This window comes from Vibrio sp. 2132-1 (assembly GCF_033344315.1).
The window spans coordinates 25,418-51,377 of sequence record NZ_JAWPON010000001.1; the positions used below are offsets into that span (position 1 = coordinate 25,418).

Consider the following 25,960-nt stretch of genomic DNA (forward strand, 5'->3'; position numbering starts at 1 on the left):
CGTTCACTTTGTCCGGAGAGTGTCAAATGAATGAAACGAAAAAACGCCTGAGGGTGATCAGGCGTATAAACGGGGAAAAATATTAGTAATGCGCATGGCGCTTATTATTTAGAACAAATATGAGATATTGTCCGCTACGCTATGTGGTTAACGTTGTGGAGCAAAGTTCACCTATCGAGGGAATGTTTGGTAACGAACACCCATCATTTGTTCCATACAGTGCACAACTTGGCAGCTGTAACCGAATTCGTTGTCGTACCAGATGTAAAGTACACAACGCTTGTCTTGTGCGATAGTCGCTTGACCATCTACGACGCCTGCATGACGAGAACCAACTAAGTCAGTTGATACAATTTCTGTTGAATCGGTGTAGTCAATCTGTGCCGAAAGCTCAGAGTTCAACGCCATTTCACGCAAGTAATCGTTCAGTGAATCACGGTCTACGTCTTCACCTAAGTTTAGATTAGCGACTGCCATAGATACGTTTGGTGTCGGTACGCGAATCGCGTTGCCTGTTAGCTTGCCTGCAAGCTCTGGCAATGCTTTAGCAACTGCTTTTGCCGCACCTGTTGAAGTCAGAACCATGTTTAGTGAAGCACTACGTCCGCGACGGTCACCAGAGTGGAAGTTGTCGATCAAATTTTGGTCGTTTGTGTATGAGTGCACGGTTTCAATATGGCCAGAAAGAACACCATATTTATCGTTCAGAGCCTTAAGGACTGGCGTGATTGCATTTGTTGTACAGCTTGCCGCAGAGATGATGGTGTCATCTTCTTGAATTACAGACTCATTTACACCGAATACAACGTTTTTGATGTCACCTTTACCTGGTGCTGTTAGCAGTACTTTCTCTGCGCCTTGACACGCTAAGTGCTGGCTCAGACCCTCAGAATCACGCCAAACACCTGTGTTATCAACAACTAGCGCGTTATTGATACCGAAAGCTGAGTAATCCACTTCGCTTGGATTATTTGCGTAGATGATTTGGATGTAGTTGCCGTTAACGATCAGTGCTTTGCGCTCTTCATCGATAACAATACTACCGTTGAACTGACCGTGAACTGAGTCACGACGCAGCAAGCTAGCACGCTTCTCCAAATCGCCTTTTTTACCGCCACGAACCACAATCGCACGTAGTCTTAGTGGGTAACCTGGACCACTTTTCTCAATGAGAAGGCGAGTAAGTAGTCGACCAATGCGACCGAACCCGTAAAGAACCACATCACGCGCTTTCAGTGAAGAATCTGCGTCGCGAGCGCCATCAAGTGCAGTGATAAGGAAATCGTTTAGAGAGCTTGTATCGTCATGTTCATTCCAGTACATAGTTGCCAATTGGCCAACATCGACACGGCATGAAGAAATGCTCATTTCACAAAGCGCTTGAATAATAGGCATCGTGTGCTCAAGCGAAAGTGGGTTACCGGTATAACGTCTTGCAACGCGATGAGTTTTGAGAATGTCTATAGTAGTAGCATTAATAAGCGTTTTACCAAACAGAACCACTTCGATTCCTTTTTGACGATATAGCTTACCAATTAGAGGGGAAATAGATTCAGCAATCGTTTGGCTAGTTTGCCAGTCTTGGAGATATTTCTCTGGACTCATTGTTGTATTAGACCTTTCACGTTTTGGGGGCTAACCATACTCTCTGCTGTTGCCTCTTCGGCAGCGTGCAAGAGTGTGGTGGGTTATGTAATCGGGTTGTAATAGTTATGTGTGCGGATTCTAAGGTCGGAGTCCTTATTCTGCTAGGAAAATTAAATCCAGTGTAAAACACTACTTAAGGGGACGTTAGTGGTGGATTAATGTGACTAAAGCAGTGGTTTTCACGTATTGACATTTAGAAAGTAACTTACTTTTTTTGCGATGATAACGTTTGCTTTCAAATTAGTTTTGTTGACAAAAATGGATATTTTGCATTTTTGTGTGATTTTCCTCGATAAGGCAACTCAATAGGTAAACATACAATAGATGATTTCCTGAAAAGTGAGGCGACTCTTAGTTGTGAGTGAAACTTTATTGTTTGCATCCAACTTTAAGATCAAAAAATATGACTTGAATCACAATTGCCACTTCATTAGCCGATGATAAAACACTCACAATAACCATAGTCTAGGTAGGTGAATGTTGTTTGAAAGTAACAATGTCGTATATGCCTTTCAATGCGGGAAACTAGTCTAATATTAAATAAACGGATGAAATCAACCATTAGGCTGATGGATGTTGAGATTATCAATAAAAACACGCTTAGCACTCCTCGCACTATTACCCGCTGTGGTAATAGTGGTGTTTGCAGTTCAGCAGTTTTCTGATAATGCGTTGCGCGTGAGCCGTCTCAATCAAACGGTTAGCAATATTCAAGGTTTCCAATTGATATCCAAGGCCTCCCACTTTATTTACTCCATAGAGAAAGTACGCCGACAGCCTGATCTTCAAGTCTCTGCAGCCATTAATATTGAAGAACAAGGTGAAGTTATTTCTTCTTTGCATCAAAAGTTTGTGAGTAACCCTAATACTGCTGAGTATGCTGATGACCTGAAAGAAGCCATGCTGGGGGTATTGTCAGGTAGATTGAGTGAGATGGACGATTTGGGTGATTGGGCATTTCAACAGCTCCAAAATATGTCGCGCTCTTTGTTGCAAAATCATCAATGGTATGGCAGTGACGACGGCATTCGCATGCAAAATTTTATTGCCTACCTTGCTCAGCTCTCTTTTTGGACACAGAAAGAAGCTTGGCTGACGAACCGTTTAGTCCAAGACCCTGAGAGTCGGCTAAGTCAAAGTATGTTTTATCAGGCGATTGACCGACAGCAGCAAAATTTGGATGCGTTTTTAAACTTAGGTGGGTCATACGAGCAAGTGGATAAATTGCTTGGCTTGTTTACTTCGCCGAGATATCAGAGAAACTTGGCGTCTCGCGGACAATTAATGTCAGGAGACATGTCACAAAGTGACTATGCCGCGTATTTAAAAGAACTCGATTTTCGTGTGCAGCGCTTACAAGTGCTCATTGATGGGTTCACCAAACAAACTGAGCAGTCGCTTCTCACGCAGGTTCATGAACAAAAGGCCAATATAGCGATGATCAGTTTTGGCGTTGCCTTAGTGGTTATCCTGCTTTGTTGGCTCGGATTTAGTACTTGGTTCCGAGTTAACAGCAAACTCGATGCGATCATTCATACTTTAAACGCGTTGATCAACTCCGAAGAGAAGCAAACAAAAGTCAAAGTTGATGGAAGTGATGAACTGACCATTTTTGCTCAGCAAGTGAATCGAGTGGTTGAAGAAATGCAGAGACAAACTGAAGAAATACTGCATGCAAAAGAGTCAGCAGTATCGGCTAATCGTGCAAAATCTGTGTTTCTTGCCAACATGTCACATGAAATACGCACGCCCCTTAACGGGATCATGGGCATGACAGAAATACTCTCTCAAAGTGAGTTGTCTTCGCATCAACAAGAAGTTGTTGATGACATTGACTCCTCATCTCAAACACTGCTTACTTTACTTAACGATATATTGGATCTCTCTAAAATCGAGTCTGGACGATTGGATCTGTCACTAGTAGAAGCGGATATCCGAGAAGTCGTGTATCAGTCGATGATTTTATTCCAATCCAAAGCAACATCTAAACAGCTAAAGTTAGGTATTAATTTAGCTGAAAATATCCCCATTCGCGTGATGGTCGATGATCATCGTGTCAAACAGGTAGTTACGAATCTGGTATCGAATGCGGTTAAGTTTACCGAAAGTGGGCATGTATGCGTTGATGTTAGTTATGAGGAGTTACCTGAGAAAGAACGTGGAGTGCTGACGTTTAAAGTAGAAGATACCGGAATAGGCATTGATCAAGATAAGTTAACCACGATTTTTGAACCCTTTACTCAGGAAGATGAAGGAGTGTCGAGGCAATTTGGCGGCACAGGGTTGGGTTTGGCAATTTGTTGTCAGCTTGTGTCGATGATGGGGGGCAAGCTCGTAGCAACATCTACAAAAGGAGTGGGCACATGCTTTGAATTCTCGATTGAGGTTGAAGCAATTCCGGTGTTTGGCTGGCGTTCTGAGGTGATTAATAAAGGGCTTTTGATCTGCTCAAATTACGACTACGCCGACCAAGTATTAAAAGAGTGTCGCTTAGCGAAAATCAATCTCTTTGGTGTTAATAATGTGAATGAAGTGCAAGCGATAAATGATGACTTTGATGTCATATTTCTGTGCCACAGTAACGACGCTAATACCGATGAAATCTTGGATAATCTATCATTTAATTACGATCTTCGCCGTGTGATTATTTGCCAGCATCATTTATCCACTCCCTACGAAAATGCAGAAAAAGTACATGCCGTACTCACATTACCTTTCCTTGGCAATCGATTTAAGCATGTCATTGATGATTTAGCTAAGGTTGAAAAGACTATATCAAGTGACAATGTCACCAATAATGTTGTCAGCTCTGAATATCGAGTGTCGCGCTCTCATCGGAGGATCTTAATTGCGGAGGATAACTTGATGAACCAGAAAATAGCGAGTTTCTTTCTGGATAAAGCAGGTTATGACTATTTGATAACAAGCAACGGTCAAGAAGCGTTAGAAGCCATCACAAAGGGAGAAGAATTCGATGCAATTTTAATGGACTGCATGATGCCCGTGATGGATGGACTGACCGCGACGAAAGAAATTCGTCGTTGGGAAAAGAAAGCAGGACGTGAAAAAACGATGATTATCGCACTCACTGCGAGTGTTTTGGAAGAAGACATCCACAACTGTTTTGCGGCAGGCATGGATGCTTATTTACCTAAGCCGTATAAATCGAACCAGTTGTTTGAGCTCTTTAGTGAATTAAAACTCGCCTAGCTAACATTTCAACTTAGACAAGGTGTCAAAACGATTAAGCCCCATTTCAGGGGCTTAGTTCTGATTATTCATCGTTACGCGTTGGCTTGAGCGCCTGCGAGTTTGCGTATGGTTTGGCGATAGGTTAGGTATGCGGAAACACCAGCTAACAGGTTGCCGATACAAGCGCCTAAGAGTAAACCTCGGATTCCATCCATTTGAGCGCCAACCCACAAGCACGGTAGGAAAAAGACAAACAAGCGCAGCGCTGAAATAGTGAGCGCGGTGTAAGATTTGCCTAATGCATTACAAAGAGAAACCATTAGCATACAAACCCCTAACGAACCCAAACTGATCGGCACTATCAGTAAATGCATTTCCAAGACTTGCTCCACTTGCACATCACTTGTCATCAATAATGCGAGTGGGTTTGCGACGGCAAATGTAATGGCAGCAATCAAAAGTTGGAAACCTAGAATGAATTTTACGGCAATACTGACGAGCCTTTGGATATCTTCATAGTTCTTTGCTCCAAGTAAGCGTCCAACCATTGGAGGCATAGACATTGTCAGCGCCAAGACCGAAACGATAGCAAAGAACTCATAGCGTGAACCAAGTGCCCAAGCGGCGACTGCTGCGGTTCCAAAGCTTGCCAATAATTTTGTTGCTAGCATGGAAGACAACGGTGGCAGCAGTTGGCTAATCATCGCGGGGCCCATAATGTTACCGATAGATGCAACACTTTTGGCTACGTTAAGATCTTGCCATTGTGTCGTTGCCCAGTGATTCTTTTTCACGCGAGGAGCGACGACTAAAATACCAAACCCAAAAGCGACGATGGTTGCTATTGCCGCTCCGTTAATACCCAAGTCAAACGTGAAAATAAATAGCGGGTCGAGCACAAGGTTCACGCCGCTGGTTATCATCATCATTGTGCCAGGTAACATTGTATTGCCATTAGCTCGGCAGATACTGTAATAAAAATACAAAACCGCACCAGTCCATGAGCTTAATAACCACCAAGGCCAGTAACTGTCGATTATCGGCATAACAGATTCTGGAGCGCTTAATAGAGCTAAAATGGGGTAGCGCAAAAGCCAAATTAGCCCGCCAAAAATAGCGACACCAATTGAGCCGATCATCAATACCAATCCGCCAAGTTGTTTGGCATACCGACTTTCATTCGCCCCAAGAGCTTTAGAAATGACCGCTGTCGTTGCGATCCCTAGACCGACTTGAATACCGATAATGACCATTTGCAAAGGCAGAGTGAAACCTTGAGCGGCTAACGGTAAAACGCCGAGCTGACCGATAAACGCACTATCCACAAGCTGAAAGCTCATTAAAGACAGAACGCCAAATAGCATTGGCCAGGTCATCGTAAATAATTGTTTTGCAAGCGTTGGTTGTGTACTTGTCGTAGTTGAAGACATAGAAAGCTGAATGCGTTAGGAATAAGAGTTAGATTGATTGTACACGGCGGTTAGTTTAGAGACAAAAATAAACCCCGAGGAAGATATTCTTGCTCGGGGTTCGAAAATCTAGCTTACGCGTTTATTTTTTGCCGCTAGTTTGCTTGTCTTCTTCAGTCAGCTCACGAATGCGACGGCTGATGTCACGACGTGCTTTAGAGATCTCAGCGCTTTTAATGATGTGGTCATCAACACGATCTTCATAGTCTGCTTTCATATTTTTGATGATTGCGACGATTTCATCGTGAGTCATTTCTGGTTTGATGTAGTCTAGAAGGTTTTCTAGAAGATCAACACGTTTACGGTTATCACGAACTTTCTTCTCGTTATCAAGAAGCTCACGTTTTAGTTTGTTTTTACGACGAGCTTGGTTAACGATTTCAAATACGCTACTCATAGTTCTCTTTCCTAATTTTATGAATATCTTCCTCGATTAAAGCACAACATCCAGTGGCATAACAGTCTTTAGATCAATAGCAATGCAGAGTTGAATATTTCTCAACCAATTGCGCTGTGTCCATATAATCGTGCTGCTTTCTTCGAGTTTTGGCCAACATCGTAGAATCCATCGATTCATTGTCATAACGTGGCCTTCACTATATTATCAACACCATTGAATGCAAAATGATGAACTTGATATGGACTCTGGTAACACTGCGGAGCAAGTAAATAGTCAAGATAATGAGCAAGTCACTCGCTCTGTGGCTGAAAAGTTAAAAACGGCGTATATCAACGCTCGCGAGCAACTCGAAATCATCGAAGTTGAGCTTAATCGTTCAAAAATAATGATGGTCGACCAAGATGGCAATTTGACGAGAGTGCCGATTCTCTCGGAGCATTGATACCTGACCCTATTCGTAAGGGGTGTCAGGTCTTACGCTATGCTTTAGCCTGACACCAACACCTGAACCGCTAACGCTTCTTGCACTGCTGTGTGAATTTATGGCGTATGATTTCGAAGCGATTTAGGTACAAAGTCAAATGCAAAAATAATAAGGAAATGCATTATGAAAGTTGAGCTAACGGCAATTGAAGCACGAGTTATTGGTTGCTTGATCGAAAAAGAAGTCACTACCCCAGATCTTTACCCCCTCAGCCTGAACGCATTAACCAACGCGTGTAATCAAAAAAGCAACCGTGATCCCGTGATGTCACTCTCAGAGTCAGACGTACTCGATGCCGTTGATGCTCTTATTGAGCGCAGGCTCGTCAGTGACGAAAGTGCGTTCAACAGCCGCGTCAGCAAGTATCAACACCGTTTCTGTAATACGGAATTTGGTGATTTAAAGCTGACAGAGCAGGAGAAGGGCATTGTATGCTGTATGCTTTTGCGCGGTGCTCAAACGCCTGGGGAAATTCGTACTCGTACTAATCGTCTCGCGACATTTCATGATGTAAAAGAAGTGGAAACGGTTCTTGAGCATTTAGCAAGTGAAGAGAAAGGACCATTAGTGGTCAAATTACCACGTGAGGCTGGTAAGCGGGAGTCGCGTTATATGCATTTGTTCTGTGGTGATGTTGATGCGTCCGAACTTGCAGCGCCTGTGTCTGCTGCAAGCTCGAGCTCCGATCGAGTAAGTCAGCTAGAGCTCGAAGTCGCTCAGCTTAAAGAAGAGCTGGATGAATTAAAAGCTAAGGTTGAGTTACTGCTTTCATGATGGAAAATACAACGCAGCGTTGGAGTGTCTACCTGATACGAAATAACCGCAACGCGTTGTATTGTGGTGTTACCAATGATGTTGAACGAAGATTCAATCAGCACCAAACCGGAAAAGGAGCTAAAGCTTTGAAGGGAAAGGGCCCTTTGATATTGGAATGGTCATCGGATTTTGAGTCAAAGACGCTTGCCATGCGAGCAGAGTACTATATTAAGCAACTAACTAAAGCGAAAAAAGAGCTGCTCGTTATGTCAAAAGCAAATATTGTCGTCGACGAACATCAACAAATGATGTTAGAGATAGTGGCACTCTGATAAGCCCTTGCTACGCAAAGATACACGGAAACCGCCTATGTCACATTGGCGGTTTCTTTTTGTTTTTGGAGTACCATGTAGGAATAAACTGACGCATAATGGGCTGGTGTTCTGTTTAAAGGGCCTGAATATGAAAAGCGCGAAATGTCTCTACGTTATCGAGACAAAGGAAGCGACTCAATGTACTTTCATTTGCATCCACTCAGACCAAGAACTAATTTACTATTGAAACAGGCACTAAGAGGAAGGTAGATTACAAGAGTATAGGATGACTCGGCTAGGTAATGAATAGAGCTGAATTAGGCTCATAAAAAAGCTAAAAGAGCAGTAGATGAAAAAAGCGTTAGTATTCTCCCTGATTTCAATGGCCGCTTTTGCGCCGAATGTGCAGGCCACCCAAGTTCTTAATGGGTATTGGGCATATCAAGAGTTTTTAGACCAGTTTCCACAACAGAAGCAGTTAACTAGTGCGTTGGCTGAAGTGGTAAGAGAAACCCCTGTACCCGTAGCAAAAGACAAAAAGCGTCCACTGAAAATTTCTGTTGTTTATCCAGGGCAGCAGATCTCTGATTATTGGATTCGAAACATCGATGCGTTTGAAAAACGCCTAGATAAGCTTGATATCGACTATCAACTAAATCAAGTGTTTACTCGTCCTAATGCAGATATAAAGCAGCAAAGTTTGTCTTTAATGGAGGCGCTGAAAAGCAACTCCGATTACTTGATCTTTACTCTAGATACCACAAGACATCGTAAGTTTGTTGAGCATGTCTTAGATTCAAAGAAAACCAAGTTAATTTTACAAAATATCACCACACCTGTTAGGGATTGGGAACATCATCAGCCGTTTCTTTATGTTGGTTTCGACCACGCAGAAGGAAGTCGTGAATTGGCCGTTGAGTTTGGCAAGCGTTTCCCTAAACATAGCCACTATAGTGTTCTCTACTTCTCAGAGGGCTACATTAGTGACATCAGAGGCAACACTTTTATCAACCAAGTGAACCGCGATAATCAATTTGAACTACAATCTGCTTACTACACCAAAGCAACAAAGCAATCTGGGTATGAAGCTGCAAAAGCCAGTTTGGAGAAGTATCCGGACGTTGACTTCATTTACGCGTGTTCTACCGATGTAGCATTAGGTGCTGTTGACGCTCTTAAAGAGTTAGGTCGTGATGATGTCATGATCAATGGTTGGGGCGGCGGTTCAGCAGAGTTAGAGGCGCTTTCTAAAGGGGAGTTAGACGTTACCGTTATGCGTATGAACGATGATACAGGTATTGCAATGGCTGAGGCCATTAAGTGGGATTTAGAAGGAAAGCCAGTTCCCACCGTTTACTCTGGTGATTTTGAAGTCGTTACCAAATCGGACTCTCCAGAAAGAATTGAAGCATTAAGAAAACGTGCATTTAGATACTCAGATAATTGATGACAACTACATCAAAAACAAGAAAGCGTCGCTCACTGTCGACGCTTATTACCAAAATAATTATTCTCGTACTTGCTCCGATCATTCTAGGCATCTTTGTTCAGAGTTATTACTTCTCGAAGCAGATTATTTGGCAGGAAGTCGACCGAACCAAGCAGCAGACCTCTGCCCTGATCCTGAACATTTTTGATAGCCATTTTGCAGCGATTCAGATTCATCACAACAGCAATTCGAAAAGTGATGTTGTATTGGATTTTTATACAGAACGTGATGAAGAGGCACTCAATTACTTTTTCATGAGTATTGACCAGAGTGATCCTTCCCATACACCAGAGTTTCGTTTCCTAACCGATCATCAAGGTATTATTTGGGACGATGGTAACGCGCATTTCTATGGCATCAACAATCTGATACTTAGCCGACTTGCCAGTCAGGTGACCTTTAGCAACAACTGGTATTATCTACCCTCACAGACCCCGATGGGAACTCGCCATCTGTTACTTCGTCGCGTACCCGTTTTACAACCTAAAACCGGTGAAGTGATGGGGTACTCTTACAATGTTGTTGTTTTAGATAATAACTTTGGGTTGATGGAAAGGTTAAAAAATGAAGGCAACGTCGACAATGTTGTGTTGGTCGCTAACAACACACCATTGGCAAGCTCATTAGTAGGAGATGAGGCTTATCAAATATTTGACGTACTCAAACGACGAGAGTCCCAGCACAAGCTTGACCAATTATTGATCATCAAAACCCCTATTGAGGTAAATGCCGCCGAGACTGACTTGTGCTTGCTTACTGTGCAAGACAATCAGAGCGTGGTGACATTGCAAATCCAACACCTGCTAGCAATGCTAGCCTCAGTTATCGGTATGGTCATGATTGCGCTGATGACTAAAGAATGGATCGAGAATCGAGTAGTTGAAGAGTTAGGATCCCTGATGGCATATACCCGCTCGGCTCGTGAAGAAAAAGGATTTGAGCGTTTTGAGGGGTCAGATATTGAGGAATTCGATCATATTGGTTCGACACTAGAAAACACTTTTGAAGAGCTTGAAGCACAAAAGCGCTCTTTCCGCGACCTGTTTAACTTTGCGTTATCTCCTATTATGGTGTGGTCTGAATCGGGTGTGCTTGTCCAAATCAATCCGGCAGCACGCAAAGAGTTAGTCATGGAAAACGATGTTGAAACCATGCACCCAGTGTTCAAAGGTTTCAAAGAAAAGTTGATGCCACACCTTCGCATGGCGGCTCAGGGAGCTACGTTGACAGGCGTTAATGTGCCAATTGGAGACAAAGTATATCGCTGGAACTTATCGCCGATTCGAGTTGATGGAGATATTAGCGGTATTATTGTTCAAGGTCAGGATATAACCACGCTTATTGAGGCGGAAAAACAGAGTAACTTGGCGCGCAAAGAAGCAGAAAAATCTGCTCAAGCCCGTGCCGACTTTCTGGCTAAAATGAGCCATGAGATCCGAACGCCAATCAATGGAATTTTAGGGGTTGCTCAATTGCTAAAAGACTCTGTGGAAACAGAAGAGCAGAATAACCAAATTGACGTACTTCGGCATAGTGGTGAGCACTTACTTGCTGTTTTGAATGATATTTTGGACTTTTCGAAGATTGAGCAGGGTAAGTTTAATATCCAAAAGCACCCGTTTTCTTTCACTGATACAATTCGAACGTTAGAAAACATTTATCGTCCTATTTGTGAAAGTAAAGGCGTCAACCTTGTCATTGAAAACAAAATAGATCCCAATGTTGAAATCTTTACTGACCAAGTTCGTCTGAACCAAATTTTATTCAACCTAGTCAGTAATTCTGTGAAGTTTACGCCCTCGGGTAGCGTGCGCTTGCATGCTGAACTTGAGCAGTTCTATGGCGCTGACAATAGCGTGCTGGTCGTGGAAATTTCGGATACAGGTATCGGCATCGAGTCTGACAAACTCGACCAAATGTTCGAACCTTTTGTTCAAGAAGAAGCAACAACGACTCGAGAATATGGTGGCAGTGGCTTAGGGCTGACCATTGTGAAGAGTCTTGTCGACATGCTGGAAGGTGATGTTCAAGTCCGCAGTCAGAAAGGCTTAGGAACGACTTTTGTCATTACAATGCCAGTGAAAGATCGTGAGCGAGTACTCACCCCTCTTGATTCGAGTTTGCGAGTTAAGCCAGGTGAACTATTTGCAGAGAGTCTCAAAGTGTTGTTGGTAGAGGATAACCATACTAACGCGTTCATTCTAAAAGCGTTTTGTAACAAGTACAAAATGCAGGTTGATTGGGCGAAAGATGGGTTAGAAGCAATGGAATTCTTAAAAGATCATACTTACGATTTGATACTGATGGACAACCAACTTCCGCATCTTGGTGGAATTGAAACGACCAAAGAGATCCGACAAAAGCTGAAACTAGGCACGCCAATTTATGCGTGTACTGCTGACACCGCGAAAGAAACCAGTGACGCCTTTATGGAATCGGGTGCGAATTACGTGCTTCTCAAGCCGATTAAAGAAAATGCGCTCCATGAAGCATTTGTGGATTTTAAACAGCGGTTCTTAGTTGAGCGAACATGAATAATTGGCTCACTACGGGATAACCCAATTATTCATTATCTGAAAAGCACAACATCATGACTGTGGGTTGTGCTTTTTTGTATCTGACCCTTTTACTCTTATACAAATCAGACTTTTCAGACTTTATTGGTCTCGACGTTTGTTGTGTACATCGCTGCATTTCAAATTCAAACATCGTGTTGTGTTACTTAGATTTATCCCCCTTCACTGACACACCTAATGTGATTTCAATCACAAAAAGATATTTACTTAGCGTGCTAACTATTTTATATTGCTTAGCACGCTAAGTAATTGAGTAGATCTTATGATTCAAGACATCAACAGTTTGCGAGACCTTTCTCTGGCTGAAAAATTATCTCGTGTTGCTCGTTTGTGGAAAATGGTTGCAGATCGCGAGTTAGAGCCTTTAAACCTGACGTATCCGCGTTGGACTGCGTTATGGAAGCTTTATCGAATGGGTGACAACATCAGTCAGAAGCATTTGGCTGAAGCGCTTGAGATCGAGTTAGCGTCGTTGATGCGAACATTAAAATTATTAGAAGAGCAATCTCTGATCACTCGCCATTGCTGTGAACACGATAAGCGAGCACGTATTGTTAGCCTCACAGAAGAGGGGAAAACCCTACTAAAGCAAATGGAGGCTCGGATTCTTCAAGTTCGAAGCAAGCTCCTAACGGACATCAACGACCAGGAACTTCAGCAGCTTTCATTGATTCTTGATCAGATTGCTCACAATGCGCTTGATTCACTTAGCGAATAAGTCAGAAAACCGAATAAAAAGAGAAGTAAACGCCTATGACTCCAGATCAAAAATTCGCACGTTGGATCAAATATTCTTGCGTCGCGTTTGTCCTTGTCTTTGCCTATTTTCTAGTTGCAGATCTCGCCATGCCGTTGACGCCTCAGGCAATGGCAACGCGTGTGGTAACTAAAGTGGCCCCCCGTGTGAGTGGGCAGATTACACATCTTTATGTTGCCAACAACCAAGAAATAAGCCAAGGCGATCTACTATTTCAGATTGATCCCCAGCCTTATCAGCTCGCCGTAGAAAAGGCTCAACTTAACCTTGAGCGTGTGATTCAAAACAACGAACAACTTGATGCTTCTATTGCGGCGGCAAAAGCAGACGTTGAAGCGAGCAAAATCGTGGCGGAACAAAAAGTTCGCGAAGCGAAACGTCTTAATACCCTGTTTCACCGTAATGGTACTTCGCAACAACAGCGCGATGACGCACAGAGCAGCGCAACGGCAGCTAAAGCGAACTTACTGGCCGCACGTGCTCGTTTAAAAGAGTTGGAAGTAAACCGCGGTGATTTAGGCGCGACGAATGTGAATATCCGCGTGGCGCAAAACCAGCTAAAACAAGCGGAACTTAATCTGTCTTACACTCAAGTCTCGGCGGAACATGATGGCGTTGTCGCTAACTTGCAGCTGGAGACGGGGGCCTATGCGGCAGCTGGTACACCTCTTGTCGCTTTAGTCTCCGATGACGTGGATATCATTGCCGACTTTCGTGAAAAGAGTTTACGACACTTTAATCAGAACAGCCGTGCGTTAGTGGCTTTTGATAGCTTGCCTGGTGATGTATTTGAAGCTCGTATTACGAGTGTGGATGCCGGGGTCAGCTCGGGTCAATTCGATGCGGATGGTCGCTTAGCAACACCAACTGACTCAAACCGTTGGGTGAGAGACGCGCAGCGCTTACGTTTACATTTAGCTATCGATGAACCTCAGCAGCGCGCATTTCCAGCAGGGGCACGAGCAACCGTGCAGTTGTTGCCAGAAAACGCATTATCTGGCTGGTTAGCGAGGTGCCAGATCCAATTCTTGAGTCTTCTTCATTATATTTATTAACGAGGAGGCGATATGAAGTTATGGGACCACCCCATGTCGGAAAACGACTTCCGTCAGTGTTTGCGCATTGCAACTGGTGCGACCATTGGTTTCACTTTATGTAAAGTATTTGGTTGGAACTATGGCGTATTCTTTACTGTAACCCCGATGCTGTTACTTGGAATGGTGCCAGTCATGAGTCTACATGCCGCACGACAACTGATTTTTTCAGCGGTTGTGTGTGGATTAGAAGTTGGTGTTCTTGGTGGGTTATTTGGTGGGCACCCTGGCATGATGACAATCATTGCATTCGGGTTGTTTCTGTATAAATTCGCCTGTATGTCAAAAGGGAGCTTATTCTTATTTGGAGCGAACAGCGTACTGAGCTTAAGCATCATGCTGCATTTTGCGAGTTATCCAACCACTGACTTAAATGACCTAATATTTAGCAATCTGCAAGCGAATGTTATTTCAGTGATCGTTGCTTATGTGGTGACATTTTTGATTCCCGATGCGGAACCTCGTCAGCCACCAGCGAAACCGTCGCAGCCTAAACAGAGTCATCGCATGCGTCATGAAGCCCTTATGGGGGCGAGTATCGCTACAATGTCTTTCCTTGTATTCCAGCTATTTGACCTCAGTGACTCTATGTCTGCTCAGGCGACAACCTTGCTTTTATTGTTTCCTATGCATTGGAACGGTGCTTTAGGGTATGCGCGAAAAAGAGCAATGGGGACCTTGATGGGGGTGACCTTTGGTATCGTCGGACAACTTGTATTATACGATTGGTCGGATACCTTATTGTTTATCGTCCCATTGCTTTGGATTGGGGCTATGATGTTCAGCTATATGCACGTGAAAGAGTCTAGCGGTTCGGGAGCCGGATTTGGCGGCTTAACCACATTAGGCATTTTGTTCGGCCAATATCTTACTCCGGATGGTGACTTAATGTTCAGTGCGCTGTATCGCGTGAGCAGTATTTTGTTTGCTATTGTTGCGACGCTGCTTGTGACCTATACGGTTCACAGAATACTCAACAGCTTTGAGGCGACGCGCTTTAGCGAGCAGTAAGTTCAGACGTTACTGGTTAGAAAGGATTGCTCCAGTAACTCTGTTTTTAGTTCGTGAGTCATCGCAATGGGACTGGCAAACTTAATTCCAACTACCCATCCCTTCACCAATTTCTTAATGTTGGCAATGACACATCGATTTTCTTCTCCGATATAGTGGCTTAACGGGCATTCGATGGTAACACTCTCACCCACGTTGAATTCGGGCTCAATCAAGGTTGATATACCAACACCTGCTAGAGAAAAATCGATAAGGCTACCGTCGTAGACATTCCCTGCATGAATAACGTTACAGTCCATTTGCAACTTGTAACGCTCATGTTCCCGAACTGGTTTGGTTGCAAATGTTCCTGGAATGCGGATAAACAAAAGGGGGGATGGTCGAACGGTCGTCGTCAGCACGCTGGACTTAAACGCAATGACATGGCCTAACTCCGTATCTGATACTCCACGCACGATGATATCGGCGTTGGGGAGTTTTCTCATCACTTGCTCTTCAAGCAAACGCATTGGTATATCAAGAATCAAATAAGCATTTTCTTTCATCCCAAGATAAGTGGTGGAATACGTATATTGATCCTTAGGCCCAAATTCGAAATTAGTAGAAAGTTTCATTCCCGGTTTGAGAAACCTATGCAGTTCATCTTTAGTATGAGTGGCTGGCATCACATTGGCGTTTTAATTTTTAGTTAAGCTGAGGCTATCAAAACGCCATTTTGTTATTCAAGATAGTAAGGCATAAGTTTTTGTAAAATCATCGCTATCTGTGAAGTGGTGGGCGATAAGTTTGGCTCATTCCACCTTTCATAAAGATTTGGCTTGCCACAATACTGCCGCATGTGACCAACATCAGCGCTAACCAAGTGAGAGAATCTGGTTGTTCACCAAAAATTGGAACGGCAAGAAGTGTCGCGACGACTGGAGTTAATGAACCAAAAGCTGCGCTGGCTTCGGCACCGATGATCCTAATTGCATAAATGAAAGTGAAAGAAGCGATTAAACCTGCGCCAACACCTTGTAGCATCGCGTGGCCAAATAACTCCTTCCATGGCCACTGGCTGAACGGTGTTACCACCAAATAACTGTCTACCCACCCGAAACCAACGGCGATGATGAGTAGAGCCAAAGACGCGATTGCAACGAATCCTGCACAGACGTGTGCATTAAGATTAGCGACACGAGCGCTGATGGTGAAAGCAGCCCACATGATGCTGCCAGTTAGAAACAGGATATGCCCTTGCAACTGAGACCAGTTGTACTCTGCGCCGCTATTAGAAAGAAGGAATACGAAAATCCCTAACAACACCGTAGAAAGCCCGATTAAGCGGTGAGCACTCAGCGACTGTTGATAACAAAGTACCGCGATAGCAGAAACAAACAATGGCAAAGTGCCAGGTACTAATGCACTGCCGTGCGCCACGGGAGCGAAATGCATAGCCGTTCCGACGACCAGAAGATAGGGAAGGCCGCTTCCAACCACAACACCAACCAGGTAGCGTTTAGGCACTACGCGTAGCGACTGTTTATGCTTAATCACAAATGGTAATAAAATTATACTTGGGATTAGAAAGCGAACTAACGCGATATCGGCTGGCTGCAAGGCAGAAATTGCGCCCCCTTTTAAAGAAATAAAGAAACCAGACCAAAGCAGTAAGGTCGTTAATATAGCTGCGTATCCCAAGATCATTATCGACATATCCATTTGTAAATGATGTGTTAATTGTTGAGTAAAACTCTTGCCAAAGGGAGGCAAAGTTTGACGTAATTAGGCTTGATGTTGGTGATAAATTGCGTATAAATGTTAATTATTAGTGATTAAAGGCACGGAAGAATAAATGGATAAAATTGACAGGCAACTTATCAACCTAATGCAGAAGGATGCCACTCTGACAACTGCAGAACTTGCTGACCAAGTAGGGCTATCGGCATCACCTTGTGCAAGACGCATTAAGCGTTTGGAGCAGGAAGGTGTAATAAGTGGTTATCGAGCTATTGTGTCCAGAGACACTGTAGGCATCGCGATGACTGTATTTGTTGAAGTGAGTTTAAATAACCACCAAGCTTCTTCGATTGATGAGTTTGAACATGCCGTTGTTGAGATGGATGAAGTGATCTCATGCCATGTCGTATCAGGGGCCTATGATTACCTGTTAGAGGTGGTCAGTAAAGATCTCGCTGGTTATGAAACATTTACTAGAAAGTTACAGCGATTAGAAAATGTGAAAGATATTCATACCCACCTGGCGATTAGACAAGTGAAAGGAAATGGCAGTTTGCCGATTTATGCATAAGAAAGATGAAATTTTTCGATAGACTTAAGATTGCCCACTATCATCGAAAGCGATATAGACAGTTTGGTAAAGACAGAGCCCGAACTCTGGGATGGGCAGATAAGTATAGTCAGATCAGCCGTTTTGAGGCGTTGTGTCGAGGGTTAACGTTAGACGGTTCAAGTATTTTAGATATTGGGTGCGGCTACGGAGACTTGTTAGCGTTTATCGAACTTACGGGGGGGCTTCCTCAAAGCTATATTGGCATTGATCAGCAAAAACAATTTATCTCTGAAGCCAGAAAACGAGATTTTCGTACGCAAAGTAAGTTTATATGTGGCGACTTTTCAACGTTGGTATTGCCTCGTTGCGATTTTGTTTTTGCTTCCGGATCATTGAACTATCAATCCACCAACCCAAATCATGCCATTGAAATGATTGATAAAATGTTCCGAGCGACAGAGAAAGGTTGTGTGTTTAACTTGTTGGATGAATCCAAACTACCCAGCATGAAAATGTTAGCGTCGCACAATAAAGAAGGTGTCTTTCGCTATTGTCGGTTGCTGTGTCCGAATACACGATTGATTGAGGGGTACTCCGAGCACGACTTTACGATTGCCATGATCAAAAAAGCGGAGTCCGTTTCCTGACTCCGCTTTATAAATTCTTAAGCCTTATTGGTTTTTGTATTGTGAGATTTCACAGTTACCTGTGTATCTATCAACCTTGAATGAGAACGCGGCTGAATGGTATTCCCTCCCATCACTCCATATTGTTTCTCCGAAGATTTTACACAGATCCAAATCACTGATTGAACCGAACTCTTTTACGTGCCTAACTACTGACAAAAACTTGGCTTTGGTAGCATTAGGACATTCCCTGTTACTTAATCGATTGATAACCATGTTTGTAGCATCATCTCCAGCCAAATGTGACTTTTTATTAAATTTTATTAATGGCTAAACTAACCAAAAAATGTCCATAAGTAAAGCATTAATGTGACGTATGTCTCTATAAATTGATTGTCTTGGTCATGGTTTAGTCAAGTTTGTCAAAGAGAACAATCCCATTATTTACATTTGATATCATTCACGACTAAGGAAAGAAAAAAGCACGAATAACGTCCAATATTGGAGTGAAAAACCAACATCGTCTATTCAAAACTGGCTCTGTTTTTACTTCGAAACATCTTGAGCGTATTGAAGCGCTCGAGCTTCTTTATCATAGACTTGTGACAGAGTTTGATATTGTGAAGAGAGGCGCTTGTAATCTTCAGCAAGTTCCAAAGCGTTGGTGTTATACCATTCCGCAGTTATTTGATTGACGGTTTTGTTTGACTCGCGGCACTTTTGGGCCAGGATCTCCCACCCATTAGCTGACCATTGGGATTGTGTGCTCAATTTAAGCAGTTGATTCGCTTTAGTTGTGAGCTCTTCTTTGTATTGAATCGATGCTTTTAATTGCGCTTTGAACACATTTTGGTTCGACTTGGCACGCCAAAGTAGCACGAGCTCATGCAGTGAAAAGGTTTCGGACAATAACTGACGCTGTTTATGTTCGGTTAAAAGTGTATTGAATACCTCAACATGCTGATTGTAATTGGACTCTAAACGATTGAATTGGGTAAGATTGTCATTCCACGACGATGGGTTACATTGAATATTGGCGTGCCCCGTTATCGGGAACAGAAGAAATAGTAGTATCCAATTGAGTCTGTTGATCATTATTGCTCGCGTTAGTTGACCTGCTCTTTTGAGTATATACCCAAATTTCTACGACATGCGTGCTGCTGGTGGGATAAGAATAAAGAATGAAAAGGAAAAGGGCATGAAGAAAATTCTCGTCGCATTGATTGTCATGCTGTTGCTCGGCGGAGCGGGGGCTGGATACTATTTCTTCTTTATGCAGAAAGATGAACCTGAAGCACCAAAGGCTACACAAGTCGAGCAATCGTCACTGCAAAAAGAAACATCCAAACCGATTCTGGATTTAGAAGCCGCTCCCCCGGAAGTTACCGAGTACTACGTTATTGAGCGTCGTGTCAATGTTTACAACAAGCCTAACCTTAATGCTTTAGTTGTCGATACGCTCTATAAGGGAGAAAAAGTATCGGTGTTAGAAAAAGTAGATGGGTGGTACCGAATCTCCGGCTATCTTGTCTATGAAGAGGGTGGAGAAGAAAAAGCCGAATGGTTGAATGCTGAAGGGTTATCGGATGCAGAGCCAGTTATTAAAGAGCAAGAGCGCTTAGAGATATTGGATGAATACCTACAGAAGTCGGATGATTTAAAAGTTCACTTGGATATTTTCCGTAAGAAAACACAGCAATTGTTAGACGATGAAACCTGTGATCCGAGTGATTTTGAGGAGCTCGGAGGCTGGGTTCGTTCTGTGACGTTCAAAAAGCGCAACGTTTACTTCATCTATTGTGGCGGTTTGGAGCAAGAGAACAAGATCTACTTAGATGTTGATAAGGGCGATATTTTTTATCGATAACTCACCACCAATTACACTAGTTCTCTAAAGACGTTTTGATAAATGCAATAACGATGCAAACCTGAAATCAGAGATTTATAACTTTTTAGTTGTTAACCATAATCAATAGGAATACTATCAACGAGTCAAGTGACCTAACTTGGCTCTTTGTGTTTTTAGTGAGTTCCTATGTCTTGGATTTACCTTAGAAAGTTGATTTTGCTGCTATTTGCAATGGTATTGCTACCAGTGCATGTATCTGCTGCGCAAATCGATCACAAGGCTCACGTACCGCACTTTTCTAAGCTACAACCTTTTGTAGCCGTAAGTGTATCGCCAAACTCTTCCGTCGATTTTTCTGAAGTTTCAGAAGAAAGCTCTCAATCTCCAGTATCTGAAGGCCATGCAAGTCTCGATTCCGTTGCTTTGTTTAACTCTCAGCGCTGGACGTCTTACTTACGGGAAGGGCTTGATGACGAGCACGTAGATTTTGTCGGCGATCTCACTACTCCGTTTTACGCTGATGCGGGTTACGCATACAGCTTGATGGACATTAACTGGCGTCACAACCAGTCCACATTTTATCATTTCACAAGCGATCATCGCATTTCTGGTTGGAAAGAGACCAATGCCATGTACGTCGCACTCAATAGTCAGTTTTCTGCCTAAACACCATCTATTTGCACCATTGTGCACTCTTAACACGACGATTGTATTCGACAGGACGTGAGCGTTCTGAGCATTTCATACCCTGAATTTATTCTGGGTGCATCTGTCGTGTGTTAAGCCTTGTTATTAAAAGCTTCACTTCATCGTGAAGGGATGATGTTTACATGAAAAAAACACCAAAGCAGCAAAAGAACAGAAAGCTGATGAATCACTACTCAGCTTGGAAATATGTCGTATTAATTACGACAGTCATTATTTTAACCCTAAGTGCTATACCAACTTGGTTTGGCGAACAGCCTTCTATCCAGTTGACGTTTGCGGATCAAAACAACAGTGAAATGTCGGTTGTTCATCTGAATCAACTGCTAAAAACCAACCATATTTCAGCAGACAAAATCATCGAAAAAGACGGCAAAACAACCATTGTATTCGATGGTGAAGATGCGCAAAGTAAAGCTCGTGCGTTGTTAAACAAAGAGCTAAATAAAGACGACAGCATCACTTTCTCATACGTATCGGTTGCGCCAGAATGGTTGAATGAGATGGGCTTTAGCCCAATTAAGCTCGGTCTTGACCTTCGTGGTGGCGTTCAGTTCTTGTTGAATGTTGATGTGAATAAAGCGTTTGAAGAACAACGTGATGCGTTGATTGATGAAATCAAAGCGAACCTACGTGATCAACGTGTTCGTGGTGTGCAAGTTCGAGCAGAAAGCGGCAACCGAATTACGGTAAACAGTGACAGCGAGCAAGCATTGTCGGAAGTGAACAAGTTTTTGCGTCAAAATTACCCGGGCTGGATTTCAAAAAGTTCATCTCGTGGCTTTGTGCTTGAACCGAGTGAACAAAATATCCAAGAATTTCAATCGTCGACTCTTCAACAAAACCTGAAGATCATGCGTGGTCGTATTGAAGAACTTGGTATCACAGAAGCGCTAGTGCAACGCCAAGGTAAAGAGAGCATTCGAATTGAACTCCCTGGTGTACAAGATCCTGCTCAAGCGAAAAACGTTATTGGTGCAACAGCAAGCTTGGCGTTTTATGAAGTGAAAGATGCGAGCCAAGCACACAGCAGCCAAGATCTTGTTCTTCAAGATAATGATGGTCGTACTGTGATTTTGTCAAAACGACCAGTTCTAACGGGCGAGCACATCGTGAACGCTCGTGCTGGTGTCGACAAAATGGGCATGTCAGAAGTCAATATTTCTCTTGATCACGCTGGTGGTAAGAAAATGAGTGACTTCTCAGCAACTCACATCGGCAAGCCAATGGCGACCGTTTACCGTGAATACAAAACAAACGATCGCGGTGTAACTGAGCGTAGTGAGCGCGTTATCAGCGTCGCGACTATTCAATCTCAGCTTGGTAGCCAGTTCCGTATTACTGGGGCAGGTAGCATGGACGATGCGCAGCAGTTGGCGCTATTGCTTCGCGCGGGGTCACTGACCGCGCCGGTTACTATTGTGGAAGAGCGAACAATCGGTGCTTCTCTGGGGGCAGAAAACATTGAAAACGGTTTTGCAGCACTGGCTTTAGGTATGGGACTAACACTGACCTTTATGGCACTTTGGTACCGCCGCTTAGGTTGGGTAGCAAACGTGGCGCTTTGTGCCAACATGCTTTGTTTGCTTGGCTTAATCGCCTTGTTACCAGGAGCGGTTCTAACGCTTCCGGGTATTGCCGGTTTAGTGTTAACCGTCGGTATGGCAGTAGACACCAACGTTATTATCTTTGAACGTATTAAGGACAAAATGCGTGAAGGCCGCAGCTTCGCTCAAGCGATTGATCTTGGCTTTGACAGCGCATTCTCGACCATCCTTGATGCCAACATTACTACCATGATCACCGCCGTGATTTTGTACGCCATCGGTAATGGCCCAATCCAAGGCTTTGCCTTAACACTCGGATTAGGTTTGTTAACCAGTATGTTTACAGGCGTATTTGCCTCTAGAGCAATGATCAATTTAATTTGGGGCCGCGATGCCCGTCGTGATGTGAGGGTTTAATCATGGTCGAAATGCTAAAACAAAATATTCGTAAAATTCGCTACTTTACTACGCTAGTTTCCATCATTTTAACGGTGATCGCGATCGTCGCTCTAGGCTTTAAAGGGTTGAACCTAGGTTTGGACTTCACTGGCGGTATGGTGACAGAAGTAAAGGTAGATAAGCAGCTAACTAACCATGATCTGCTTGACGTTCTGCAACCAAAGCTTGGTGAATCTGCGTCAGTGACACGCTCTGGTGAAGATGGCCGTTGGGTGATTCGTTACTCTGCGCCGGAAGATGGACAAACGTTGCCAAGTGTAGAAGAGGTGTTGAAGCCAATCTCTCACCAAGTTGATGTTGTCAGCAACAGTATAGTTGGCGCTCAAGTTGGCCAAGACTTGTTTGAACAAGGTGGCTTAGCATTGTTGATTTGTGTGTTGAGTATTCTCGGTTACTTGTGTTTCCGTTTTGAGTGGCGTTTGGCCAGTGGTTCACTGTTTGCTTTGGCCCATGATGTGATCTTAGTGCTTGGTTTTTTTGCAGTTACTCAAATGGAGTTCAACTTAACCGTTTTTGCAGCGGTGTTAGCAATTTTAGGTTACTCATTGAATGACTCTATCATCATTGCAGACCGAATCCGTGAGCTGTTGATTGCGAAACAGAGTTGGAAAACAGAAGACATCAATGATCAAGCTGTTATCGCGACGTTTTCACGCACCATGGTGACATCTGGTACGACATTGATCACTGTTGGTGCATTATGGATTATGGGAGGAGCGCCTTTGGCTGGTTTCTCAACCGCGATGTTTATTGGTGTTCTGTCTGGTACATGGTCATCGATTTCGATTGGTACCGTGCTGCCAGAGTGGTTGAAACTGGAGCCGAAACATTATCTGCCTGTTGAGATCGACGCTGCGCCATAGCATCGTTCTTTTAAGGTAAAAGTGCTTGCGCCACTCATTTTGAGTGGCGCTTTTTTTGTGCTTATTTCACGCGCATCAGACGATGTTTTACTCGTCCCAAATCGAACTCTAAGATCTGTGAGCGCTTCATTGCTTCGACTTTATTCAACATTGGCTCTTGGTAGCCTTTCTTCTTCATCCACTGAAGAGGTACAGAGAAAGTATCTTCATTAACGACATAAGACTCGCCTTTATGCTCACCGCTATAGACGTTCACAACCCAAACTCGGGCTTGAAAGTCCAATACTTCACCCATGACTTTAGCGATTTTATTCAGAATATTTTTCATTGTTTCCAGTTTGCCTTAACTTAGTAGCAACCAGACACCAACTCCCATCATTAAAGTGCCTGCGATACGGTTCATTAGACGTACATTCTTAGACTGACCTAATACGTGTTTCAACCCTTTACCACCAGTAGCGTACAGAGACATGCAAATGAACTCAAACAGTAAAATAATGGAGACAAGTATGATCAGTTGCGGTGCAAGCGCTGCGTTTTGGTCTATAAAAGGCGGTAAAAGAGAAATCATAAATGCCCAGCCTTTTGGGTTTGCGATTGCGGTAACGAAGCCTTGCATGATAAGTGCGATATTGTCACTCTTTGGTGTTTCTAAGTTGTCGACATTAATCGCAAGTTTCCCTCGCGATCGCCACATTTCAACACCAAGATAGAGTAAATAACCGCCACCAATGAACTTTAACGCGATAAACATCCAAGGATAATTGAGCATAATCGCAGCGATACCTAACACCGCAGAGACTGACACCAGCGCAACACCGAGAAGCTCTCCTATCATCATCCATAACGTGCGACGATAACCGATACTCATACCTAACGTTAGGGCGAGAGTCATGCACATACCAGGCGTGATTGAGACAAAAAAGAAAGTAGGGATGAACATACTGAGCAATGCAAGATTCATATCTGTTGATGATTTAGTGATTAAAGAGAAGCCACAAAGATAGTGCAAAGTGGAAAAGGATGCTACTACAAAGCGAACGATTACTTTCACTAGTAGCTAGTTGATGTTCTTCGAATATATAAATTTAAAATGAAATTATATTTTAATCTATGCGTCATAATAGTGCGTATTGCACCAGTATGAGACAAGATCTTATATCATTTTTAGATTAAATATATTTAATTTATTATATTTTATCGGTATTAATCATCACTGTATTAAAATAATCGAATTGATAACTAAATTATCATTAAATGCAGTAATTAAATGATATGTTTGATAATTATTTTTACTGATAATTGAATTATTATTCTAATCTCAAGTTTGTTGTAATCATATAGGCTTAAAATTCAGATCTTAAATCATGACATAATGTAACGTCTACCATTCTGTATGTAACTGCATGATATTTAATAATTATGTTTCTATTTCTGTTGGTGTGGCTTTTGTGGAAGTGTGATTTAAAACAATGACTTATGTAAAATTAACCATTTTATAACATTTCACGGGTAATGAGATCTAAATCAATCTTATGCAATTGGGTGAGTTTTTTATTTGAAATGTAATATTTCTAGGTTAACTTAAAATAAAGGCAGCACGGGATTGGTTGTCAAAAGAATAAATAAACACGTCAGTTGGTGAACTATTTCATCAGTGTATTAAGTTTGCTTTTTAAATGCCGTTAAGAATGGAGTCTTCAATGAAGAAAGTCGCTTTGATCACTGGATCAAAAGGCGGAATTGGTTCTGCTATTTCCTCTCAATTAGTTAATGATGGTTACCGTGTAATTGCTACATATTTCACAGGTAACTACGAATGTGCGCTGGAGTGGTTCAACAGCAAAGGGTTTACCAAAGATCAGGTTCGCCTTTTTGAGTTGGATGTAACAAACACGACAGAGTGTGCAGAGAAATTGGCGCAATTGCTTGGGGAGGAAGGAACCATTGATGTTGTTGTCAACAACGCAGGAATCACACGTGATGGCGTGTTTAAAAAGATGACTGCGCAAGCTTGGAATGATGTCATCAATACCAACCTCAATAGTTTATTCAACGTTACGCAACCCCTCTTTGCTGCAATGTGCGAAAAAGGCGGTGGTCGTGTCATCAATATCTCTTCAGTCAATGGTCTTAAAGGGCAGTTTGGTCAAGCAAACTACTCGGCGGCGAAAGCTGGGGTGATCGGTTTCTCTAAAGCCTTAGCATACGAAGGTGCTCGCTCGGGTGTGACAGTTAATGTTATCGCTCCGGGTTACACGGGTACGCCAATGGTTGAGCAAATGAAGCCAGAAGTGCTGGAATCCATCACGAACCAAATTCCAATGAAACGTCTTGCGACACCAGAAGAAATTGCAGCATCAGTGAGCTTCTTGGTCAGCGATGCAGGCGCCTACATCACCGGAGAGACTTTGTCGGTGAACGGCGGCCTATACATGCACTAAGGAGAG

At 43.0% G+C, this 25,960-nt stretch carries 24 protein-coding genes; 16 read left to right on the forward strand and 8 right to left on the reverse strand.

The genetic code is table 11. The annotated features are described in order from the left end of the window. Positions 1 to 171 precede the first annotated feature (171 nt). Positions 172 to 1,605: a glyceraldehyde-3-phosphate dehydrogenase gene (locus R8N47_RS00120; protein WP_017635170.1), complete on the reverse strand. Its 1,434-nt coding sequence runs from the start codon at positions 1,603 to 1,605 to the stop codon at positions 172 to 174. Positions 1,606 to 2,220: 615 nt separating this feature from the next. On the opposite strand from R8N47_RS00120, the gene R8N47_RS00125 reads away from it, so the two are divergent. Further along, a complete protein-coding gene (locus R8N47_RS00125; protein WP_054576123.1) occupies positions 2,221 to 4,857 on the forward strand; it encodes an ATP-binding protein in 2,637 nt (878 codons plus the stop codon). 74 nt (positions 4,858 to 4,931) lie between these two features. Here R8N47_RS00125 and R8N47_RS00130 read toward each other — a convergent pair whose 3' ends face one another. Beyond that, entirely contained in the window at positions 4,932 to 6,269 is a 1,338-nt protein-coding gene (locus R8N47_RS00130; RefSeq protein ID WP_005385628.1) for an MATE family efflux transporter, read from the reverse strand. A gap of 121 nt (positions 6,270 to 6,390) precedes the next feature. After that, entirely contained in the window at positions 6,391 to 6,705 is a 315-nt protein-coding gene (locus R8N47_RS00135; RefSeq protein WP_005373603.1) for a DUF496 family protein, read from the reverse strand. Between the two features lie 220 nt (positions 6,706 to 6,925). On the opposite strand from R8N47_RS00135, the gene R8N47_RS00140 reads away from it, so the two are divergent. The 8 genes from R8N47_RS00140 to R8N47_RS00175 all read left to right on the forward strand — a co-directional run bounded on the left by R8N47_RS00140 (position 6,926) and on the right by R8N47_RS00175 (position 15,189). Beyond that, on the forward strand, positions 6,926 to 7,150 hold the full coding sequence (locus R8N47_RS00140) for a hypothetical protein (protein ID WP_005385630.1): 225 nt from the start codon (positions 6,926 to 6,928) through the stop codon (positions 7,148 to 7,150). A gap of 165 nt (positions 7,151 to 7,315) precedes the next feature. Further along, positions 7,316 to 7,966 carry a YceH family protein gene (locus R8N47_RS00145; protein WP_054577764.1) on the forward strand — a complete coding sequence of 217 codons (651 nt, stop codon included), beginning with the start codon at positions 7,316 to 7,318 and terminating at the stop codon, positions 7,964 to 7,966. After that, positions 7,963 to 8,280, forward strand: a complete 318-nt coding sequence (locus tag R8N47_RS00150; RefSeq protein ID WP_053349265.1) for a GIY-YIG nuclease family protein — start codon at positions 7,963 to 7,965, stop codon at positions 8,278 to 8,280. The genes R8N47_RS00145 and R8N47_RS00150 overlap by 4 nt, the downstream gene beginning before the upstream one ends. A 331-nt stretch (positions 8,281 to 8,611) precedes the next feature. Beyond that, on the forward strand, positions 8,612 to 9,709 hold the full coding sequence (locus R8N47_RS00155) for an autoinducer 2-binding periplasmic protein LuxP (protein WP_005385634.1): 1,098 nt from the start codon (positions 8,612 to 8,614) through the stop codon (positions 9,707 to 9,709). Next, a complete protein-coding gene (gene luxQ, locus R8N47_RS00160; RefSeq protein WP_005373590.1) occupies positions 9,709 to 12,285 on the forward strand; it encodes a quorum-sensing autoinducer 2 sensor kinase/phosphatase LuxQ in 2,577 nt (858 codons plus the stop codon). Before R8N47_RS00155 ends, luxQ begins: the two co-directional genes overlap by 1 nt. A gap of 304 nt (positions 12,286 to 12,589) precedes the next feature. Beyond that, positions 12,590 to 13,045, forward strand: a complete 456-nt coding sequence (gene slyA, locus R8N47_RS00165) for a transcriptional regulator SlyA (protein WP_005373589.1) — start codon at positions 12,590 to 12,592, stop codon at positions 13,043 to 13,045. Positions 13,046 to 13,080: 35 nt separating this feature from the next. Continuing rightward, positions 13,081 to 14,139 (forward strand): HlyD family secretion protein, encoded by a 1,059-nt coding sequence (locus tag R8N47_RS00170; protein ID WP_005373588.1) that lies wholly within the window; start codon positions 13,081 to 13,083, stop codon positions 14,137 to 14,139. Positions 14,140 to 14,151: 12 nt separating this feature from the next. Next, positions 14,152 to 15,189 carry a DUF2955 domain-containing protein gene (locus R8N47_RS00175; protein ID WP_017635179.1) on the forward strand — a complete coding sequence of 346 codons (1,038 nt, stop codon included), beginning with the start codon at positions 14,152 to 14,154 and terminating at the stop codon, positions 15,187 to 15,189. Between the two features lie 2 nt (positions 15,190 to 15,191). Here the strand turns inward: R8N47_RS00175 and R8N47_RS00180 are convergent, their stop codons facing one another. Beyond that, a complete protein-coding gene (locus R8N47_RS00180; protein ID WP_054576118.1) occupies positions 15,192 to 15,854 on the reverse strand; it encodes a flagellar brake protein in 663 nt (220 codons plus the stop codon). Positions 15,855 to 15,948: 94 nt separating this feature from the next. Continuing rightward, complete coding sequence (locus R8N47_RS00185; protein ID WP_064354860.1) at positions 15,949 to 16,875, reverse strand: DMT family transporter; 927 nt, start codon at positions 16,873 to 16,875, stop codon at positions 15,949 to 15,951. Between the two features lie 148 nt (positions 16,876 to 17,023). Between R8N47_RS00185 and R8N47_RS00190 the strand changes: the two genes are divergently transcribed. Then, positions 17,024 to 17,479 (forward strand): Lrp/AsnC family transcriptional regulator, encoded by a 456-nt coding sequence (locus R8N47_RS00190; RefSeq protein ID WP_005373581.1) that lies wholly within the window; start codon positions 17,024 to 17,026, stop codon positions 17,477 to 17,479. Between the two features lie 5 nt (positions 17,480 to 17,484). Then, a complete protein-coding gene (locus tag R8N47_RS00195; protein WP_017819884.1) occupies positions 17,485 to 18,108 on the forward strand; it encodes a class I SAM-dependent methyltransferase in 624 nt (207 codons plus the stop codon). Between the two features lie 525 nt (positions 18,109 to 18,633). On the opposite strand, the gene R8N47_RS00205 is transcribed toward R8N47_RS00195, so the two are convergent. Next, the gene (locus R8N47_RS00205) at positions 18,634 to 19,182 is read right to left on the reverse strand and encodes a hypothetical protein (protein ID WP_064354859.1); all 549 of its coding nucleotides are present in this window, start codon (positions 19,180 to 19,182) and stop codon (positions 18,634 to 18,636) included. 103 nt (positions 19,183 to 19,285) lie between these two features. Here R8N47_RS00205 and R8N47_RS00210 point away from each other — a divergent pair, with 103 nt between their 5' ends. The 4 genes from R8N47_RS00210 (at position 19,286) to secF (ending at position 23,510) form a co-directional block, all read left to right on the forward strand. Next, on the forward strand, positions 19,286 to 19,954 hold the full coding sequence (locus tag R8N47_RS00210; RefSeq protein ID WP_005373574.1) for an SH3 domain-containing protein: 669 nt from the start codon (positions 19,286 to 19,288) through the stop codon (positions 19,952 to 19,954). 168 nt (positions 19,955 to 20,122) lie between these two features. Then, complete coding sequence (locus tag R8N47_RS00215; protein WP_064354858.1) at positions 20,123 to 20,602, forward strand: hypothetical protein; 480 nt, start codon at positions 20,123 to 20,125, stop codon at positions 20,600 to 20,602. A gap of 164 nt (positions 20,603 to 20,766) precedes the next feature. Then, positions 20,767 to 22,605, forward strand: coding sequence for a protein translocase subunit SecD (gene secD, locus R8N47_RS00220; protein ID WP_053349261.1), 1,839 nt, complete (start codon positions 20,767 to 20,769; stop codon positions 22,603 to 22,605). Positions 22,606 to 22,607: 2 nt separating this feature from the next. Then, positions 22,608 to 23,510 carry a protein translocase subunit SecF gene (gene secF / locus R8N47_RS00225; protein WP_054577769.1) on the forward strand — a complete coding sequence of 301 codons (903 nt, stop codon included), beginning with the start codon at positions 22,608 to 22,610 and terminating at the stop codon, positions 23,508 to 23,510. A 61-nt stretch (positions 23,511 to 23,571) separates the two neighbouring features. Here secF and R8N47_RS00230 read toward each other — a convergent pair whose 3' ends face one another. Together R8N47_RS00230 and R8N47_RS00235 are read right to left on the reverse strand one after the other, a co-directional pair. Then, entirely contained in the window at positions 23,572 to 23,838 is a 267-nt protein-coding gene (locus R8N47_RS00230; RefSeq protein ID WP_064354857.1) for a hypothetical protein, read from the reverse strand. 15 nt (positions 23,839 to 23,853) lie between these two features. Next, on the reverse strand, positions 23,854 to 24,474 hold the full coding sequence (locus R8N47_RS00235) for a LysE family translocator (RefSeq protein WP_021035942.1): 621 nt from the start codon (positions 24,472 to 24,474) through the stop codon (positions 23,854 to 23,856). A gap of 739 nt (positions 24,475 to 25,213) precedes the next feature. Between R8N47_RS00235 and R8N47_RS00240 the strand changes: the two genes are divergently transcribed. Continuing rightward, positions 25,214 to 25,954 carry an SDR family oxidoreductase gene (locus R8N47_RS00240; protein WP_064354856.1) on the forward strand — a complete coding sequence of 247 codons (741 nt, stop codon included), beginning with the start codon at positions 25,214 to 25,216 and terminating at the stop codon, positions 25,952 to 25,954. The last annotated feature ends 6 nt before the right edge of the window (positions 25,955 to 25,960 follow it).